The 15,980-nt window shown below is 73.9% G+C and carries 14 protein-coding genes and 1 riboswitch; of the genes, 10 read left to right on the top strand and 4 right to left on the bottom strand.

Annotated features, from left to right (window positions below; genetic code table 11):
* The first annotated feature begins 5 nt into the window (after positions 1 to 5).
* From ACZ4VF_RS01045 to ACZ4VF_RS01030, 4 genes are all read left to right on the top strand, one after another.
* A complete protein-coding gene (locus ACZ4VF_RS01045) occupies positions 6 to 506 on the top strand; it encodes a metallophosphoesterase family protein (RefSeq protein WP_467922347.1) in 501 nt (166 codons plus the stop codon).
* A gap of 26 nt (positions 507 to 532) precedes the next feature.
* Entirely contained in the window at positions 533 to 1,123 is a 591-nt protein-coding gene (locus ACZ4VF_RS01040) for a GNAT family N-acetyltransferase (RefSeq protein ID WP_467922346.1), read from the top strand.
* Between the two features lie 499 nt (positions 1,124 to 1,622).
* The gene (locus ACZ4VF_RS01035; protein ID WP_467922345.1) at positions 1,623 to 3,617 is read left to right on the top strand and encodes a GTP-binding protein; all 1,995 of its coding nucleotides are present in this window, start codon (positions 1,623 to 1,625) and stop codon (positions 3,615 to 3,617) included.
* Positions 3,618 to 3,686: 69 nt separating this feature from the next.
* Entirely contained in the window at positions 3,687 to 5,549 is a 1,863-nt protein-coding gene (locus ACZ4VF_RS01030) for an endoglycosylceramidase (RefSeq protein WP_467922344.1), read from the top strand.
* 61 nt (positions 5,550 to 5,610) lie between these two features.
* On the opposite strand, the gene ACZ4VF_RS01025 is transcribed toward ACZ4VF_RS01030, so the two are convergent.
* Entirely contained in the window at positions 5,611 to 6,864 is a 1,254-nt protein-coding gene (locus tag ACZ4VF_RS01025; RefSeq protein ID WP_467922343.1) for a YncE family protein, read from the bottom strand.
* Between the two features lie 142 nt (positions 6,865 to 7,006).
* Between ACZ4VF_RS01025 and ACZ4VF_RS01020 the strand changes: the two genes are divergently transcribed.
* Positions 7,007 to 7,669 (top strand): TetR/AcrR family transcriptional regulator, encoded by a 663-nt coding sequence (locus ACZ4VF_RS01020; protein WP_467922342.1) that lies wholly within the window; start codon positions 7,007 to 7,009, stop codon positions 7,667 to 7,669.
* 152 nt (positions 7,670 to 7,821) lie between these two features.
* Positions 7,822 to 8,847 (top strand): alcohol dehydrogenase, encoded by a 1,026-nt coding sequence (locus ACZ4VF_RS01015; RefSeq protein ID WP_467922341.1) that lies wholly within the window; start codon positions 7,822 to 7,824, stop codon positions 8,845 to 8,847.
* Between the two features lie 15 nt (positions 8,848 to 8,862).
* Here ACZ4VF_RS01015 and ACZ4VF_RS01010 read toward each other — a convergent pair whose 3' ends face one another.
* From ACZ4VF_RS01010 to ACZ4VF_RS01000, 3 genes are all read right to left on the bottom strand, one after another.
* The gene (locus ACZ4VF_RS01010) at positions 8,863 to 10,092 is read right to left on the bottom strand and encodes a glycosyltransferase (protein ID WP_467923734.1); all 1,230 of its coding nucleotides are present in this window, start codon (positions 10,090 to 10,092) and stop codon (positions 8,863 to 8,865) included.
* Positions 10,093 to 11,107: 1,015 nt separating this feature from the next.
* Positions 11,108 to 11,956, bottom strand: coding sequence for a bifunctional 5,10-methylenetetrahydrofolate dehydrogenase/5,10-methenyltetrahydrofolate cyclohydrolase (locus tag ACZ4VF_RS01005; protein ID WP_467922340.1), 849 nt, complete (start codon positions 11,954 to 11,956; stop codon positions 11,108 to 11,110).
* A gap of 25 nt (positions 11,957 to 11,981) precedes the next feature.
* A riboswitch (ZMP/ZTP riboswitch) is annotated at positions 11,982 to 12,062 on the bottom strand.
* 102 nt (positions 12,063 to 12,164) lie between these two features.
* On the bottom strand, positions 12,165 to 12,530 hold the full coding sequence (locus ACZ4VF_RS01000; RefSeq protein ID WP_467922339.1) for a nuclear transport factor 2 family protein: 366 nt from the start codon (positions 12,528 to 12,530) through the stop codon (positions 12,165 to 12,167).
* 172 nt (positions 12,531 to 12,702) lie between these two features.
* On the opposite strand from ACZ4VF_RS01000, the gene ACZ4VF_RS00995 reads away from it, so the two are divergent.
* The 4 genes from ACZ4VF_RS00995 (at position 12,703) to ACZ4VF_RS00980 (ending at position 15,914) form a co-directional block, all read left to right on the top strand.
* Entirely contained in the window at positions 12,703 to 13,005 is a 303-nt protein-coding gene (locus tag ACZ4VF_RS00995) for a hypothetical protein (protein ID WP_467922338.1), read from the top strand.
* A gap of 175 nt (positions 13,006 to 13,180) precedes the next feature.
* Positions 13,181 to 14,269: an S-(hydroxymethyl)mycothiol dehydrogenase gene (locus ACZ4VF_RS00990; RefSeq protein ID WP_467922337.1), complete on the top strand. Its 1,089-nt coding sequence runs from the start codon at positions 13,181 to 13,183 to the stop codon at positions 14,267 to 14,269.
* Positions 14,269 to 14,898, top strand: coding sequence for an MBL fold metallo-hydrolase (locus tag ACZ4VF_RS00985; protein ID WP_467922336.1), 630 nt, complete (start codon positions 14,269 to 14,271; stop codon positions 14,896 to 14,898). The genes ACZ4VF_RS00990 and ACZ4VF_RS00985 overlap by 1 nt, the downstream gene beginning before the upstream one ends.
* A gap of 101 nt (positions 14,899 to 14,999) precedes the next feature.
* On the top strand, positions 15,000 to 15,914 hold the full coding sequence (locus tag ACZ4VF_RS00980) for an SDR family oxidoreductase (RefSeq protein WP_467922335.1): 915 nt from the start codon (positions 15,000 to 15,002) through the stop codon (positions 15,912 to 15,914).
* Positions 15,915 to 15,980: the final 66 nt, after the last annotated feature.

Here is a 15,980-nt window from a genome sequence, read left to right as displayed (position 1 = left end):
GGGACGTGCGCCTCCTGCTGATGTCCGACACGCACCTGCCCAGGCGGGCCAAGCGGCTCCCGGAGCAGCTGCTCGCCGAACTCCCGCGCGCGGACGTGGTGTTCCACGCCGGGGACTGGGTCGACACCGCCACCCTCGACCTGCTGGAGAGCCGCAGCCGCCGGCTGGTCGCGGTGTACGGCAACAACGACGGCCCGGAGCTGCGCGCCCGGCTCCCCGAGGTCGCCCGCGCCGAGCTGGGCGGCCTGCGCTTCGGCGTCGTCCACGAGACCGGACCCGCCCAGGGCCGCGAGGGCCGCTGCGCCGCCCGCTTCCCCGACCTGGACGTCCTCGTCTTCGGGCACAGCCACATCCCCTGGGACACCACCGCCCCCGGCGGCCTGCGCCTGCTCAACCCCGGCTCCCCGACCGACCGCCGCCGCCAGCCCCACTGCACCTACCTGACGGCGACGGTGGCCGACGGGAGGCTCTCGGACGTCACCCTGCACCGGCTGCCCCGGCCCTGACGGCCGGCCGTGCGAGGATGCCGCGCATGATCTCCAGCGCCGGCATACCCGACGTCGTACCCGCGGGCCGCATGGCCGGCCGCGACCAGCCCGACCTGGACCTGACGGCCGGCACCCGGCTGCGGCCCTGGCGCGCCGAGGACGCCGGCGCGCTGGTCGCGGCCGGGCAGGACCCCGCGATCCGGCGGTGGAACCTGTTCACCGTGGCCGGCCACGCGGAGGCCCGCACCCGGATCGACCGCATGCACGCGCGGTGGCGGGCCGAGACCGGCGCCGTGTGGGCCCTCGCCCGGGCGGACGGCCCCGCCGTCGGACTCGTCGGGCTCAACGACATCGACCTGGCGGGTGGCAGTGCCGAACTCGTCTACTGGCTGCTGCCCGAGGCGCGCGGCGCCGGCCTCGCCGTCACGGCCACCCGGCGGCTCTCCCGGTGGGCCCTCGCCGACCTGGGCCTGCACCGGCTGCGGTTGTGCCACTCGACGGCCAACCCCGCCTCCTGCCGGGTGGCGCGGAAGGCCGGATTCGCCTTCGAGGGCACCCAGCGCAGCGCCCTGCTGCACGCCGACGGCTGGCACGACCAGCACCTGCACGCGCGGGTGGCCGGCGACCCCGAGTAGCACGCGGGGGATCGTCGATGCGGGGTGGTATGGGCCGGCCGCCCCCTGCCGCGGCGCGCGGTGCGTCCCGGCTCGCGCGCCGGTTCCCCCGTACACCGTGCCCGTCGCCACGTGCCGCCCCCGCGGGTGAGGCCGGCCGAACGCGTCCCCGTCGCTGTGGCCGAACGTCTCCGGCCGTACGGTGCCGCTCTCGACGCCCTCCTGAGCCGGCTCGAAACACCGCGCCCCCACACAGCCGCCGGCCGACATGACCGGGGCCGGCCCGAACGGCGGCCGGGCGGCGTACGACCGGTCCACGGGGAGGATCTCCCGCCTCGTCCGCTCCTCGGCTCGGCCCCCGCCCCGGACGTCCGGTCGAGCGTTAATCCGTTGGCGCCGGCGCCGTCGTTCTGCTGCACTGCACCGGTCGAGTTTCCGAGACAGCCAGGAGCCAAGATGCGCACTGCGTCCATGTCCACCCCGGTAGCAACGGCCCCCTCTCTCAAGGACATGACGCTTCGTGCACTTGCTCAATCTGGGAATCCTCGCGCACGTCGACGCAGGTAAGACCAGCCTGACCGAACGGCTGCTGTACACCGCCGGAGTGATCGACGAGATCGGCAGCGTCGACGCCGGCAGCACCACCACCGACACCCTCGCGCTGGAGCGGCAGCGCGGCATCACGATCAAGTCCGCCGTCGTGTCGTTCCCGCTCGACCGCATCACCGTCAACCTGATCGACACCCCCGGTCACCCGGACTTCATCGCCGAGGTGGAGCGGGTGCTCGGTGTGCTCGACGGTGCCGTCCTGGTCGTCTCCGCCGTCGAGGGCGTCCAGGCGCAGACCCGCGTGCTGATGCGCACCCTGCGCCGGCTGCGCATCCCCACCCTGGTCTTCGTCAACAAGATCGACCGGCGCGGCGCCCGGGACACCGCCGTGCTCGACCAGATGGCCGAGCGGCTCGCCGTGCCGGTCGTCCCGATGGGCACGGCCGCCGGGCTCGGCACGCGCGCCGCCCGGTTCCGCCCCGGCCTCGGCACGGCGGCGCTGGAGGCGCTGGCGGACCGGGACGACGGCCTGCTCGCCGCCTACCTCGACGGCACGGTCCCCGAGACCCGGCTGCGCCGCGCCCTGACGGCACGGACCCGCGAGGCCTCGGTCCACCCGGTGTACTTCGGCTCCGCGATCACCGGCGCCGGCGTACCCGAGCTGATCGACGGCATCGAGCGGCTGCTGCCGGCCGCCGCCGGCGACCCGGACGCCCCCGTGTCCGGCACGGTCTTCAAGGTCGAGCGGGGCCCGGCGGGGGAGAAGGTGGCCTACGCCCGCCTCTTCTCCGGCACCCTGCGCGTCCGCGACCGGGTCCCGTTCGGGGACGGCCGCCGTGGCCCCGGCACCGAAGGACGCGTCACCGCGCTCAGCGTCTTCGAGCACGGCACGGACACCCGGGCGGACAGCGCCGGGGCGGGCCGGATCGTCAAGGTGAGGGGCCTCGGCGGCATCCGTGTGGGCGACGCGCTCGGAGCGCCGGGACGGTCGTACGAACACCACTTCGCGCCGCCCACGCTGGAGACCGTCGTCGTCCCCGGCCCCGGCACCGACCGGCGTTCCCTGCACCTCGCGCTCACCCAGCTGGCCGAACAGGACCCGCTGATCGGCGTCCGTCACGACGCGCTGCGCGGGGAGACCTCGGTGTCCCTCTACGGCGAGGTGCAGAAGGAGGTCGTCCAGGCCACGCTCGCCGACGAGTACGGGCTGGACGTCACCTTCCGCGAGACGACGACCCTGTGCGTGGAACGGCCGGCCGGCACCGGACACGCCGTCGAGTTCAACAAGAAGGACCCCAACCCCTTCCTCGCCACCGTCGGCCTGCGCGTCGACCCCGCCCCGCCCGGCGCGGGCGTCGCGTTCCGGCTGGAGGTGGAGCTGGGCTCGATGCCGTACGCCTTCTTCAAGGCCGTCGAGGACACCGTCCGGGAGACGCTCGGCCAGGGGCTGCACGGCTGGCAGGTCACCGACTGCACGGTCACCATGACCCACTCCGGCTACTCGCCCCGGCAGAGCCACGCCCACCAGGGCTTCGACAAGAGCATGTCGAGCACCGGCTACGACTTCCGGGGCCTGACCCCGCTGGTCCTGATCGAGGCGCTCCGCCGCGCCGGCACCCTGGTGCACGAGCCGGTGCACCGCTTCCGGCTGGAGGCGCCGGCCGACACGCTCGGCGCGCTGCTCCCGGTGCTGGCCCGGCTCGGCGCGGTACCGGAGAACACCGGCACGCGGGCCGCGGTGTGTGTGCTGGAGGGCACGGTCCCGGCCGCCCGGGTGCACGCGCTGGAGCAGCGGCTGCCGGGACTGACCCGGGGCGAGGGCGAGCTGGAGACGGCCTTCGACCACTACGCCCCGGTCACGCGCGGCACGGTCCCGCAGCGCCCGCGCACCGACCACAACCCGTTGAACCGGAAGGAGTACCTGCTGAGCCTGACCGGTCGGGCGGGGGAGCAGACCATTTCCTGACCAATCGTCAACTTACTCGGAGGTCAGGACCTCTTGACGCTTCCGGAACGGCATCCGACTGTGGTGAACATGCCGAATTTCCGCGTGCGTCTGCTGGCCGTCCTGGTCGTCCTCGGCGGATCCCTGACGGTGGCGGGCGCCCCGCCCGCCACCGGCGCCACCGGCACCCCCGCCGACTCCCTCTGGTTCGACGGCGCCCCGCTGACCGTGCGGGACGGCCGGTTCACCGACGGCCAGGGCCGCGAGATCGTGCTGCGCGGCTACAACGTCTCGGGCGAGACCAAACTGGAGGAGAACGGCGGCCTGCCTTTCGCCTCGGTCGCCGACGCCCGGAAGTCCGCGGCCGCGCTGCGCGCCCTCGGCGGCGGCAACGCGGTCCGCTTCCTGCTGTCCTGGGCCCACGCCGAGCCGGTACGCGGCCAGGTGGACACCGCCTACCTGGCCGCCGCGACCGAACAGATACGCGCCTTCCTGGACGCGGGCATCCGGGTCCAGCCCGACTTCCACCAGGACCTCTTCTCCCGGCACCTGTTCGACACCGGCAGCTGGTACACCGGTGACGGCGCCCCCGAGTGGGCCGTCGACGCCGGCGGCTACCCGAAGGAGTCCTGCGGCATCTGTCTCTTCTGGGGTCAGAACATCACGCAGAACGGGGCCGTGCGGAAGGCCCAGTACGACTTCTGGCACAACGCCCACGGGGTGCAGGACGCCTTCCTCGCCACCGCCCAGGCCACCATGGCCCACCTGCGCCGGCACCTGAGCGACGCCGAGTTCGCGGGCATCGCCGGCTTCGACCCGTACAACGAGCCGTACGCCGGCAGCTACGACTCCGGGCAGACCTCGCGCACCTGGGAGCAGGATCTGCTCTGGCCCTTCTACGTCAGGTTCCGCGCCCGCATGGACGCCGCCGGCTGGCAGGACAAGCCCGCCCTCGTCGAGCCGAACCTCTTCTGGAACGCCAACCTCGCCCCGCAGAAGCAGGAAGGCGGCCTGCTGGACGCGGGCACGCTGGGCCCGGACTACGTGTTCAACACCCACTTCTACGACCAGAAGGCCATCTCCGGCATCCTGATGTGGGGCAAGGCGGCCGACGGCCAGTACGCCGCCGACTTCGCCACCGTCCGCGACCGCGCCGCGGCCGCCGGCACCGCGGCCCTCGTCAGCGAGTTCGGCCACCCCCTGTCCGGCACGGTGTCCGACAAGGCGCCGACCGTCCTGAAGGCCATGTACCAGGCCCTCGACTCCCGCCTGAAGGGGGCCGGCTGGTGGACCGCGCCGGCCGCCTCCGGCCCGGTGCTGTCCGGCACCCAGTGGCAGTGGGACCTCTACAACGGCCGGCACCACGAGCTGATGAACGGCAACCCCGGCAAGGCGCTCACCGCCGGGGACGCCTGGAACGACGAGGACCTCTCGGCGGTGCGGCTGAACGACTCCGGGAGCGCCGCCCTGCGCCAGGACGCCCGCCTCCTGGACCGCCTCTACCCGAGCGCCACGGCCGGCACGGCCCTCGCCTTCACCTACGAGGACCGCTCCCGGGACGGTTCCACCACCCTCACCTGGAACCCGGTGCCGGCGTCCCTGCCGAACGTGGCCAAGCTCGTGGGCCCGGGGCAGTACGGGCTGCTGGTGTGGCGCTCCGGCGACGGCACGGCACCCACCGAACTGCATCTGCCGGCGTCCTTCCCGGCCGCCGCGACCACGGTCGTCTCCGACCTCGGCGCCGTCCACGCCCCGCCCGCGTACGCCTCCGCCACCCCGGTCGCCGTGGCCGGGGAACCGGGCGGTACGGGGAGCCGGCGGCTGCTGCTCACCGACGCGGACTCCGGCGTCCTGCACTACGCCCTGGTCACCAACGGCACCGCGGCACCCCCGGCGGAGCTGCTGAGCGCGGCGAAGGCGGAGCTGGCCGGATGGGCGGCGGCGCGGTTCTGACGGCACGGGTGTGGCCTCCGGAACGAGTGGGGGCACCCCGGAGGCCACGGTTCGACGGGGGTCAACCGCCGCTCGGACCCGTCCAGTCGGACGGGACGTGCCCCAGCCGGACGCGCTGCGGATGGTCGCCGACCGGGACCGACGCCACCTTCCTGCCGGTGGCGAAGTCGATCGCCGTCACCTGGTCGGCGCCGCTCTCCGAGACGATGCAGTCCTTGCCGTCCCCGCTGACCGTCGCCCAGTACGGCTTGGACGCCGTGACCAGCGGCCCCTCCTGGAGCGTCGTCCGGTCGACCACGGTGGCGTAGTCGTCCATGGTGCCCGCCACGCACAGCTTGGTGCCCTCGGGGTTCATCGAGATGCCGTGGTGGCGCGAGTCGTTGACCCAGGTGGTGCGGTCCTCGCTGGTCGCCGGGTTCTTCGGCAGCGTCTTCATCCGGGTGATCTTGTCGGCGGCGACGTCGTACTCGAGGAAGCCGTTGAAGAACGACACCTGGAAGTACAGCTTGGACTCGTCGGGGGAGAACACGGCCGGGCGGACCGCGTCGGAGAAGTCCTTCAGTCCGTACGCGTCCAGCCGCTGCCGCATGTCGACGGTCTTGACCTGCTGGTACGTCCTCGCGTCCACGACCGTGATGCGCCGGTCGCCCTTCGTCCAGTCCCAGCCGGGGTCGTCCAGCGCGGTGTTGACGTCACCGATCGACATGTTCCAGATGTACCTGCCGTCCTTGGTGAAGATGTTCTCGTGCGGCTTGTCGCCGGTCTTGAACGACCCGAGTTGCCTCCCGGTGCCGATGTCGAGGACGTGGACGGTGTTCGCGGTCGAGGCGGAGACCGCCACCCGGGTGCCGTCCGGGGAGACCGCCATGTGGTCGGCGCGGTAACCGGCGACCGGGAAGCGCCAGTTGACCTTTCCGCTGGCCAGGTCGATGGAGACGACGTCCGCGAAGCTCGGCCGGGATACCACCACCGACCGGCCGTCCGGAGTCGAGTACATGTCGTCGGCGAACTGGTCGTGGCCCTCGCCGACGCTGTTGCGTATCGCCTGGAAGTAGATCCACCTGATCGGATCCGCGTTGATCTCCGCCATCCGCGCGTCCTTGTCCGGGACGACGTCGATCCGGCCGATCTTCGCGAAGTCGCCGGAGGAGCGGATCACATCGGCGGTGCCGTCCCAGTTGTTGCCGACGAACAGCACCTCGCGCAGCCCGTCCGGAGCGGCTGCGCTTGCGGAGGCGGCGGTCGCCGGGGCCGCGGCGGTCAGGACGAGGGCGGCGGCCACGGAGCACAGGTGTCTGGTTCTGGAGGCAGCCATGACGGCTCTCTTTCCTCGGGGGGAATCTGAACACGGGTGGCTTCACAGTGAACTTACTGAAAAGTAAGGAGGGGGGCGCCTTCTCGACAAGATGTGTGCACGACAAGATTGGGGTGATCGGTGAGACGACGGAGGGGGACGCGTGGGGGGCAGGCTCAGAGCGCCGACGGGACGCTACGGCGGACGGTCCGCCGAGGAACGGCAGGCCGAGCGCCGCCGCCGCTTCCTCGACGCCGCCCTGCGCCTGTTCGGCGACACGCCCGGCTACCGGGGCACCACCGTGGCCGCGCTGAGCCAGGCGGCGGGCCTGTCCACGCGCCAGTTCTACGAGGAGTTCCGCACCCTGGAGGACGTCCTCGCCGCCCTGCACCTGGAGGTGAACGGCCGGGCCGAACAGGCCGTCCTGGACGCCCTCGCCACCGCCGGGGGCCTGCCGCTGGCCGAGCGCGCCGCCGTGCTCTTCCGGGCCTACGCCCACGGCATCACCAGCGACCCGCGCCGCATCCGCATCGCGTTCGTGGAGATCATCGGGGTCAGTCCGCGCCTGGAGGAACAGCGCCTGGCCCGCCGCGCCCGCTGGGTCGACCTGATCCGTGCCGAGGCGGACGCCGCCGTGGCCCGCGGCGAGGCGGCGCCGCGCGACTACCGCCTCGCGGCCACGGCCTTCATCGGCAGCGTCAACGGTCTGCTGCACGACTGGACGGCCGGCTGGGTGGACGCCACGCTCGACGAGGTCGTGGACGAGCTGGTCCGGCTGCTGCTGGGCATGCTCCGGCCCGGCGACTGGCACCCCGCGCACCCCTGACGCCCGGCCCGCGCTGCCGTGGCCGGCCAGGTCGGCGCGGGCCGCCCGGCCGGGCTCGGCGCGCGCGATCGGGCCGGGCTCGGCGCGCGCGATCGGGCCGGAGCTGGTCTGCTGGTGCGGGGGACCGTCGTACCCGTACTCCGGAGAGAAGCATGAGTACCTATCGAGTCGCGCAGGTCACCGCGCCGGGCGGCGCGTTCGAGCTGGTCGAGCGCGAGGTGCCGCGGCCGGGGCCCGGCCATGTGCGGATCGCCGTGGAGGCGTGCGGGATCTGCCACAGTGACGCCATGTTCGTCAACGCCGCGGTACCCGGCGTCACCTTCCCCGTGGTTCCCGGGCACGAGATCGCCGGACGCGTGGAGGAGCTGGGCGAGGGCGTCCAGGAGTGGGGCTACCAGGCGGGCGACCGGGTGGCGGTCGGCTGGTTCGGCGGCAGCTGCGGCCACTGCGTGCCGTGCCGCCAGGGCGACTTCATCGACTGCACCACCCTCAAAGTGCCCGGCTGGGCCTACGACGGGGGCTTCGCCGACAAGGTGATCGCGCCCGTCGACGCCCTGGCCCGCGTTCCCGACGCGGTGGCCGCTACCGACGCGGGCCCCATGGCCTGTGCGGGCGTGACCACGTACAACGGGCTGAGGCACAGCCCGGCCCGGCCCGGGGACCTGGTCGCGGTCCTCGGTCTCGGCGGCCTCGGCCACCTCGGCGTCCAGTACGCGGCGGCCATGGGCTTCGAGACCGTGGCGATCGCCCGGGGCGCGGAGAAGGCGGACTTCGCCAAGCAGCTCGGCGCGCACCACTACGTGGACAGCACGTCCGGGACCCCGGTCGCCGAGGCCCTGCAGTCCCTCGGCGGCGCCAAGGCCGTGCTGGCCACCGCCGGGAACTCCGAGGCCATCTCGGCGACCGTGGACGGCCTCGCCCCCCGCGGGGAGCTGGTGGTCATCGGAGCGGACGCCGAGCCCCTCGGTATCAGTCCGTTCCAGGTGATCCTGGGCAGCCGCGTGGTCCGCGGGCACGCCTCCGGCACCTCGCGGGACATCGAGGACACCATGGCCTTCAGCGCCCTGCACGGCATCCGCCCGATGACCGAGACGGTTCCGCTGGAGCAGGCCGGGGAGGCGTACGACAAGATGCTGGCCGGCGCCGCCCGGTTCCGGATGGTGCTCACCGCCGGCTGACCCGCCGGGGCCGCCTCAGCCGCCCAGCCGGTCCAGCGCGGCCAGTACCGGCCCGGCGCCGTCCTCGGCCCGGACCCGCGCGCCCAGGGCGCGGGCGCGCCGCCGGTACGCCGGGTCCCGGGTGGCCCGCACCAGCGCCGCGGCCAGCGCGTCCACGCTCAGGCGGCGCAGCGGTACGACGGCGGGGGCGACCCCCAGCGCGACCAGCCGGGCGGACCAGAAACCCGCGTCGAACTGGACCGGCACCGGCACGGCCGGCACCCCGGCGCGCAGCCCGGCCGCCGTGGTGCCCGCGCCCGCGTGGTGGACCACGGCGGCCATCTCCGGGAACAGCAGCGAGTGCGGCACCTCGCCGATGGTCAGCATGTCGTCCCCGTCCGCCGCCAGCCCGCCCCAGCCGCGCTGGATCACCCCGCGCAGCCCGGCGCGGCGCAGCGCCGCCACCACCCGCGCGCTGAGCCGCCCGGCATCCGGCACGGTGGCGCTGCCCAGCCCGACGAACACCGGCGGCGGCCCGGCGTCGAGAAACTCCCTTACCCTCGCGGGGAGTTGTTGTTCACCGTCGTACGGCCACCAGTAACCTCCCACCTCCAGACCCGCCCGCCAGTCCCGGGGCCGGGGCACCACCAGCGGGCTGAAACCGTGGTGCACCGGCCAGTTCCGCCGCTCCCGCGCGCGCTGCGCCGCACCGGTCCGCAGCGGGGGAAGGGCGAGCCGCTCGCGCAGGGCCGGGACGGCACCGGCGAAGACGTGCTCCACGGCGAGGCCCACCCCCTGCCCGGCGAGCCGGTTGACCGGCCCGCCCCAGGAGCCGACGCCGAGCATCGCGGGGGCGAATTCGCGGGTGGCGGCGAGGGGTTGGAGATACACGCCGAGGCTTGGCAGCCGCAACCCCTCGGCGATCGTGTGCCCGAGCGGGGCCAGGGAGGCGGACAGCAGCAGGACGTCGCTGTCCCGCGCCGCGACGACCAGGTCCTCGGTCAGGCGTCCCGCCAGGCGCCGCGCCAGGCCCACCACGCGCAGCAGCTTCCCGGCGCCGCTCGTGCTGCGGTGCAGGCCCCGGCCGCGCGGGGACTCCAGCTCCGCCCGCGGATCCACCGGCAGCGCGTGGAACCGCACCCCCGACCCGGCCACCAGCGGTGCGAAGCGGCCGTGTGTGACCAGGGTGACCTCGTGCCCGGCCCGGACGAGCCGGTGTCCGAGACCGGTGTAGGGGGCGGCGTCACCCCGGGATCCCGCCGTCATGATGGCAACGCGCACGACGGCCAGTATGGCCGTTCCACGCCGGGCTGTGTCCTGGACGCGTACAACGCCCCTACCGGGAAGGGCACTTCCCGGGTGCCGCGGACCCGCACCGGCGCCGCCGACCAGAAGGGGCCCCGACCTGACGGCCCACCCTCGGGCGGCGGCCACCGCCACCAGGACCACCGCGACGCCCGCGCCCCCCGGCCCCGCCGCCCGCGCCGAGCCCGCCCGGGGCCCGCGCCCCCGGCCCCGTCGCCCGCCCGTCCGGCAGTGCCGAGTCCGTCCGAGGCCCGCGATGGCGATCGCGCTGCCTCTCCGGCAGGCCGTCCGGGAGTGCCGAGCCCGCCCGAGGCCTGCGCCCCCGGCTCCGTCGCCCGCCCGTCCGGCAGTGCCGAGTCCGTCCGAGGCCCGCGATGGCGATCGCGCTGCCTCTCCGCCCGTCCGCCCGGGAGGCCGCGCCGAGTCCGCCCGAGTCCCGTGATGGCGATAGCGCCGCCTCTCCGGCAGGCCGTCCGGGAGTGCCGAGCCCGCCCGAGGCCCGCGCCCCCGTCGCCCGCCCATCCGGCAGTGCCGAGTCCGTCCGAGGCCCGCGATGGCGATCGCGCTGCCTCTCCGCCCGTCCGCCCGGGAGGCCGCGCCGAGCTCACCCGAGTCCCGCGATGGCGATAGCGCCGCCTGCCCGGCAGGCCGTCCGGGAGTGCCGAGCCCGCCCGAGGCCTGCGCCCCCGGCTCCGTCGCCCGTCCGCCCGGCAGCGCCGAGCCCGCCCGACGCCCCCGCCCCGCGACGAGGGCGGTGTCCGCCCACATCGAGCACTCGTCGGGCTAGGAGACGACCTGCACGCGAACCGCCCCGGAGTACGGGTGCGGGCGCGGGGCGTCGTGGGGTGGAGCGCCTGGAGGCGCTGCCCCCGGCGCTCTCACGCCTCCTCGCGCCTCGCGGCCCGCTCCGCTCACGCCTCCTCGCGCCTCGCGGCCCGCTCCCCTCATGCCCCCGCGCCCCGCGGCCCCGCTCCGCTCAGGCCCCGAGTTGCCGGGCGGCGGCCTCCACGGTCTGCTCCAGCAGCGTGGCGATGGTCATCGGACCGACCCCGCCCGGCACCGGGGTGATCAGCGAGGCCCGTTCCACTGCCGAGTCGAAGTCGACGTCGCCGACGTTGCCCGGGTTGTAGCCCGCGTCGACCACGACCGCGCCCGGCTTGACGTCCTGCCCGCGGATCAGCCGCGGCCGGCCGACCGCGGCCACGACGATGTCCGCCTCGCGGACCGCCGCCGACAGGTCCCGGGTGCGCGAGTGGCAGTACGTCACGGTCGCGTCCCGGGCCAGCAGCAGCATGCCCACCGGCTTGCCGAGGATCGCGCTGCGGCCCACCACCACGGCCCGCTTCCCCGACGGGTCGACGCCGTACTCGTCCAGCAGCCGCAGGATGCCCCCCGGCGTGCAGGAGACGAAGCCCGGCAGCCCGAAGCTCATCGTGGCGAACGAGGCGAAGGTGACGCCGTCCACGTCCTTCTCCGGCGCGATCGCCTCGAACGCGGCGCGTTCGTCGACGTGGTCGCCCACCGGGTGCTGCAGAAGGATTCCGTGCACCCCCGGGTCGGCCGACAACTCCCGCAGTACACCGACGAGTTCGGTGGTCGTGGTGGCCGCGGGCAGCGCCACGTGCCGGGACTCGATGCCGGCCTTGCGGCAGCGGTTCTGCTTCATGCGGACGTACGTCACCGAGGCCGGGTCCTCGCCGACCAGCACGGTCGCGAGGCAGGGCGCGGTGCCGGTGCGCTCGGTGAGGCCGGCGGCCTTCCGCGCGGTCTCCTCGACCGTGCGGCGGGCGAGCGCGGTGCCGTCCATGAGACGGGCCTGGGTCATGCTGCACACTCCTGGGCTGGATCGGTTCTCTCGCCCAGGCGCGCGGCAGCCACCACGGACCGCTCCCCGGTGGTGCTCCACCTCAGCGCCAGTCACGGCCCGAGGACAGCGTAACCGAGCCGGTCCGGCGCGCACCGGGAAGGTCCAGGTCAGCCGACCTGGACCTGTGTTGCCCTTTCCGCCGGCGCCGGTCCCGGCCGCCCCGGACCTACTCGTCCCAGGCCTGGATGATGAGCTGGCCGGCGATCTTGCCGTCCCGCAGGGTGACCATCGACTCGGCGAGGACCCGGGTGCCGTCCGCGTACTCGCAGGACTCGCTGTAGGCGGCATGGTCGCCCTGTACGACGCACTGGTCCAGCCTGTGCGTCATGTCGCGGCTGTAGACGTCGTCCAGCAGCTCGGCGATCTGGCCCCGGCCGTGCAGGACCGTCGGGTGGCTGGGCTGGTTGTTGCGGTCGACGATGCGGATCTCCGCGTCGTCCGCGTAGAGCGACAGCAGGTTGTTGCCGGTGTTCCCCTCGATGGCCCGGCGCAGTGTCTCGGTGTCGAAACCGGACCCCGTGGTGGTACTCATCGTGACCTCCTTCAGGCGCCCGCGGCCCGACCGGGAGCGGGCCGCACGGGCCTCCTCTCCGAGGCTCCTCCGCCCCGGCGGCCACGGCAAGCGCAGCCGTCGCGCTCCGCCTCACGGGTGAGCGCGGTCCGCCGCCCGTGTCCGGCGGGGGCCCGCCGCCGTTGCTGAGGACATGATCTCAACACGACGTATCGCCGCCGCCGTCGGACTGGCCGCCGGGATCGCCGGTCTCGCCGCACCGCAGGCGAACGCGGCGGACACCGGCACACCGCTCGTCGGGAAGCTCGGCGTGCTGACCACGCTGGACTCGCTCGCCGGCGGTGACATCCCCGCACCGCAGCGGGACCGTGTCCCGCGGGTCTCCGAGCAGGTGGGGGAGCTGAAGCACCTCCGTGAGCTGAACCAGCTGAACCAGCTGGAGCAGGTCATCGCGCCCGCGGCGCCCCTGCTCGGCCTGGTCGGCGCCATCCACTGACGAGACCGCGCGAGGTGAGGGCCGCCCCCGGCCGGGGGCGGCCCTCACCGCTGTCCGCGGACGGTGCCGGCGTCCCCTGGCGGAAAGATCCACGATCACCCTCGTGGTCCGTCCCGCTACCGATCGGTCGCGCGTAGGGTCGGCCCGGAAGGCAACCGAAGGAAGGGACCAGACGATGGCGCAGGAAGTGCGCGGCGTGATCGCACCGGGCAAGGACGAGCCCGTACGGGTCGAGACGATCGTGGTGCCGGACCCGGGACCCGGCGAAGCCGTCGTACGCGTCCAGGCCTGCGGGGTCTGTCACACCGATCTGCACTACAAACAGGGTGGAATCTCGGACGACTTCCCCTTCCTGCTCGGCCACGAGGCCGCCGGTGTCGTGGAGTCCGTCGGCGAGGGCGTCACCGACGTCGCCCCCGGTGACTTCGTGATCCTGAACTGGCGTGCGGTGTGCGGGCAGTGCCGGGCCTGCCTGCGCGGCCGGCCCTGGTACTGCTTCGACACCCACAACGCGCGGCAGAGGATGACCCTCGCCGCGACCGGCCAGGAGCTGTCCCCGGCGCTGGGGATCGGCGCCTTCGCCGAGAAGACGCTCGTCGCGGCCGGCCAGTGCACCAAGGTCGACCCGGCCGTCTCCCCGGCGGTCGCGGGCCTCCTCGGCTGCGGGGTGATGGCCGGTATCGGCGCCGCGATCAACACCGGGGGTGTGGGCCGCGGGGACTCGGTCGCCGTCATCGGCTGCGGCGGAGTCGGCGGCGCGGCGATCGCCGGGGCGAGCCTGGCCGGCGCGGCGAGGATCATCGCCGTGGACATCGACGGCCGCAAGCTGGACAAGGCCCGCACGCTGGGCGCCACCCACACGGTCAACTCCAAGGAGAGCGACCCGGTCGAGGCGATCCGCGAGCTGACCCGCGGCTTCGGCGCCGACGTCGTCATCGAGGCCGTCGGCTGCCCGGAGACGTACCGTCAGGCCTTCTACGCCCGCGACCTCGCCGGCACCGTCGTCCTCGTCGGCGTCCCCACCCCCGAGATGAAGCTCGAACTGCCCCTGCTGGACGTGTTCGGCCGCGGTGGCGCCCTGAAGTCCAGCTGGTACGGCGACTGTCTGCCCACCCGTGACTTCCCCATGCTGATCGACCTCCATCTGCAAGGCCGCCTGCCCCTCGACGCGTTCGTGACCGAGACCGTCCGACTCGACGAGGTGGAGCAGGCGTTCGAGCGGATGCACCACGGTGACGTACTTCGTTCGGTGGTGGTGTTCTGATGACCGTACGCATCGAACGCCTCGTCACCTCCGGGCAGTTCACCCTCGACGGCGGCACCTGGGACGTCGAGAACAACGTGTGGATCGTCGGCGACGAGCGAGAGGTGATCGTCATCGACGCCGCCCACGACGCCGAGGCCATCGCCCGCGCCGTCGCCGGCCGGCGCCTCACCGCCATCGTGTGCACCCACGCCCACAACGACCACGTCAACGCCGCCCCCGAACTCGCCGACCTGACCGGCGCCACCATCTGGCTGCACCCCGACGACCTGCCGCTGTGGAAGCAGACCCACCCCCACCGCGACCCCGACCGGCACCTCCTCGACGGCCAGGTCATCGAGGCCGCCGGTGCCGACCTGACCGTCCTGCACACCCCCGGCCACGCACCGGGCGCCGTCTGCCTGTACGACCCCGGCCTCGGCACCGTGTTCACGGGCGACACCCTCTTCCAGGGTGGCCCCGGCGCCACCGGCCGCTCCTACTCCCACTTCCCGACGATCATCGACTCCGTCCGCAACCGCCTCCTCACCCTCCCCGCGGACACCAAGGTCCTCACCGGGCACGGGGACGCCACCACCGTCGGCGCCGAGGCACCCCACCTGGAGGAGTGGATCGCCCGCGGCCACTGAGCCACGGAACGCCCCGCGAAAACCGACAGAGGATGTCCGGCTTCCCGGTGACAGTGAGCACGACAGCACATCGCACCCATCGCACCGCACGGAGGCCGGACATGTCAGGACCGCTGGAAGGCAAGGTGGCGCTGGTCGCCGGGGCGACCCGGGGCGCGGGCCGCGGCATCGCCGTGGAACTCGGCGCGGCCGGCGCCACCGTCTACGTCACCGGCCGCAGCACCCGCGCCCACCGCTCCGAGTACGACCGCCCGGAGACCGTCGAGGACACCGCCGACCTCGTCACCGCGGCCGGCGGGCAGGGCATCGCCGTACCCGCCGACCACCTGGACAAGACCGCCATACGCGACCTCGTGGACCGCGTCGCGGACGAGCAGGGCCGCCTCGACGTCCTCGTCAACGACATCTGGGGCGGCGAGAAGCTGTTCTCGTGGGACACCCCCGTCTGGGAGCACGACCTCGACAACGGGCTCCGGCTCCTCCGCCTGGCCGTCGAGACCCACGCCGTCACCAGCCACTACGCGCTGCCGCTGCTGCTGCGCCACCCCGGCGGTCTGGTCGTGGAGGTCACCGACGGCACCGCCGACTACAACCGCGACACCTACCGCGTGAACTTCTTCTACGACCTCGCCAAGGCGTCCGTCCTGCGCATGGCCTTCGCCCTCGGCCACGAACTCGGCCGGCGCGGCGCGACGGCCGTGGCCCTGACCCCGGGCTGGATGCGCTCGGAGATCATGCTCGAAGCGTTCGGCGTCCGCGAGGACAACTGGCGCGACGCCCTGGAACGCGAACCCCACTTCGCCATCTCCGAGACCCCGCGCTTCACCGGCCGGGCCGTCGCCGCCCTGGCCGCCGACCCGGACGTGTCCCGGTTCAACGGGCAGTCCCTCTCCAGCGGCGGCCTGGCGCGGGCGTACGGCTTCACCGACCTCGACGGCAGCCGGCCGGACGCCTGGCGGTACCTGGTCGAGGTGCAGGACGCGGGCAAGCCGGCCGATGTCACCGGATACCGGTGAGAACCGGGCGCGGTACCGGTGCCGGACGTCACCGGATCCCGGCGGACCCGGCCCCGCACCGGTGAA

It is taken from the genome of Streptomyces sp. NPDC029151 (assembly GCF_055564315.1).
This window is presented reverse-complemented; position numbering and strand designations above follow the sequence as displayed.

Bases quoted from the DNA above. Each gene is read 5' to 3' on its own strand.
- ACZ4VF_RS01010 (WP_467923734.1), bottom strand. From the start codon at position 10,092: ATGACGGCGGGATCCCGGGGTGACGCCGCCCCCTACACCGGTCTCGGA.
- ACZ4VF_RS01030 (WP_467922344.1), top strand. From the start codon at position 3,687: ATGCCGAATTTCCGCGTGCGTCTGCTGGCCGTCCTGGTCGTCCTCGGC.
- ACZ4VF_RS01015 (WP_467922341.1), top strand. From the start codon at position 7,822: ATGAGTACCTATCGAGTCGCGCAGGTCACCGCGCCGGGCGGCGCGTTC.
- ACZ4VF_RS01040 (WP_467922346.1), top strand. From the start codon at position 533: ATGATCTCCAGCGCCGGCATACCCGACGTCGTACCCGCGGGCCGCATG.
- ACZ4VF_RS01005 (WP_467922340.1), bottom strand. From the start codon at position 11,956: ATGACCCAGGCCCGTCTCATGGACGGCACCGCGCTCGCCCGCCGCACG.
- ACZ4VF_RS00990 (WP_467922337.1), top strand. From the start codon at position 13,181: ATGGCGCAGGAAGTGCGCGGCGTGATCGCACCGGGCAAGGACGAGCCC.
- ACZ4VF_RS00985 (WP_467922336.1), top strand. From the start codon at position 14,269: ATGACCGTACGCATCGAACGCCTCGTCACCTCCGGGCAGTTCACCCTC.
- ACZ4VF_RS01000 (WP_467922339.1), bottom strand. From the start codon at position 12,530: ATGAGTACCACCACGGGGTCCGGTTTCGACACCGAGACACTGCGCCGG.
- ACZ4VF_RS00980 (WP_467922335.1), top strand. From the start codon at position 15,000: ATGTCAGGACCGCTGGAAGGCAAGGTGGCGCTGGTCGCCGGGGCGACC.
- ACZ4VF_RS00995 (WP_467922338.1), top strand. From the start codon at position 12,703: ATGATCTCAACACGACGTATCGCCGCCGCCGTCGGACTGGCCGCCGGG.
- ACZ4VF_RS01025 (WP_467922343.1), bottom strand. From the start codon at position 6,864: ATGGCTGCCTCCAGAACCAGACACCTGTGCTCCGTGGCCGCCGCCCTC.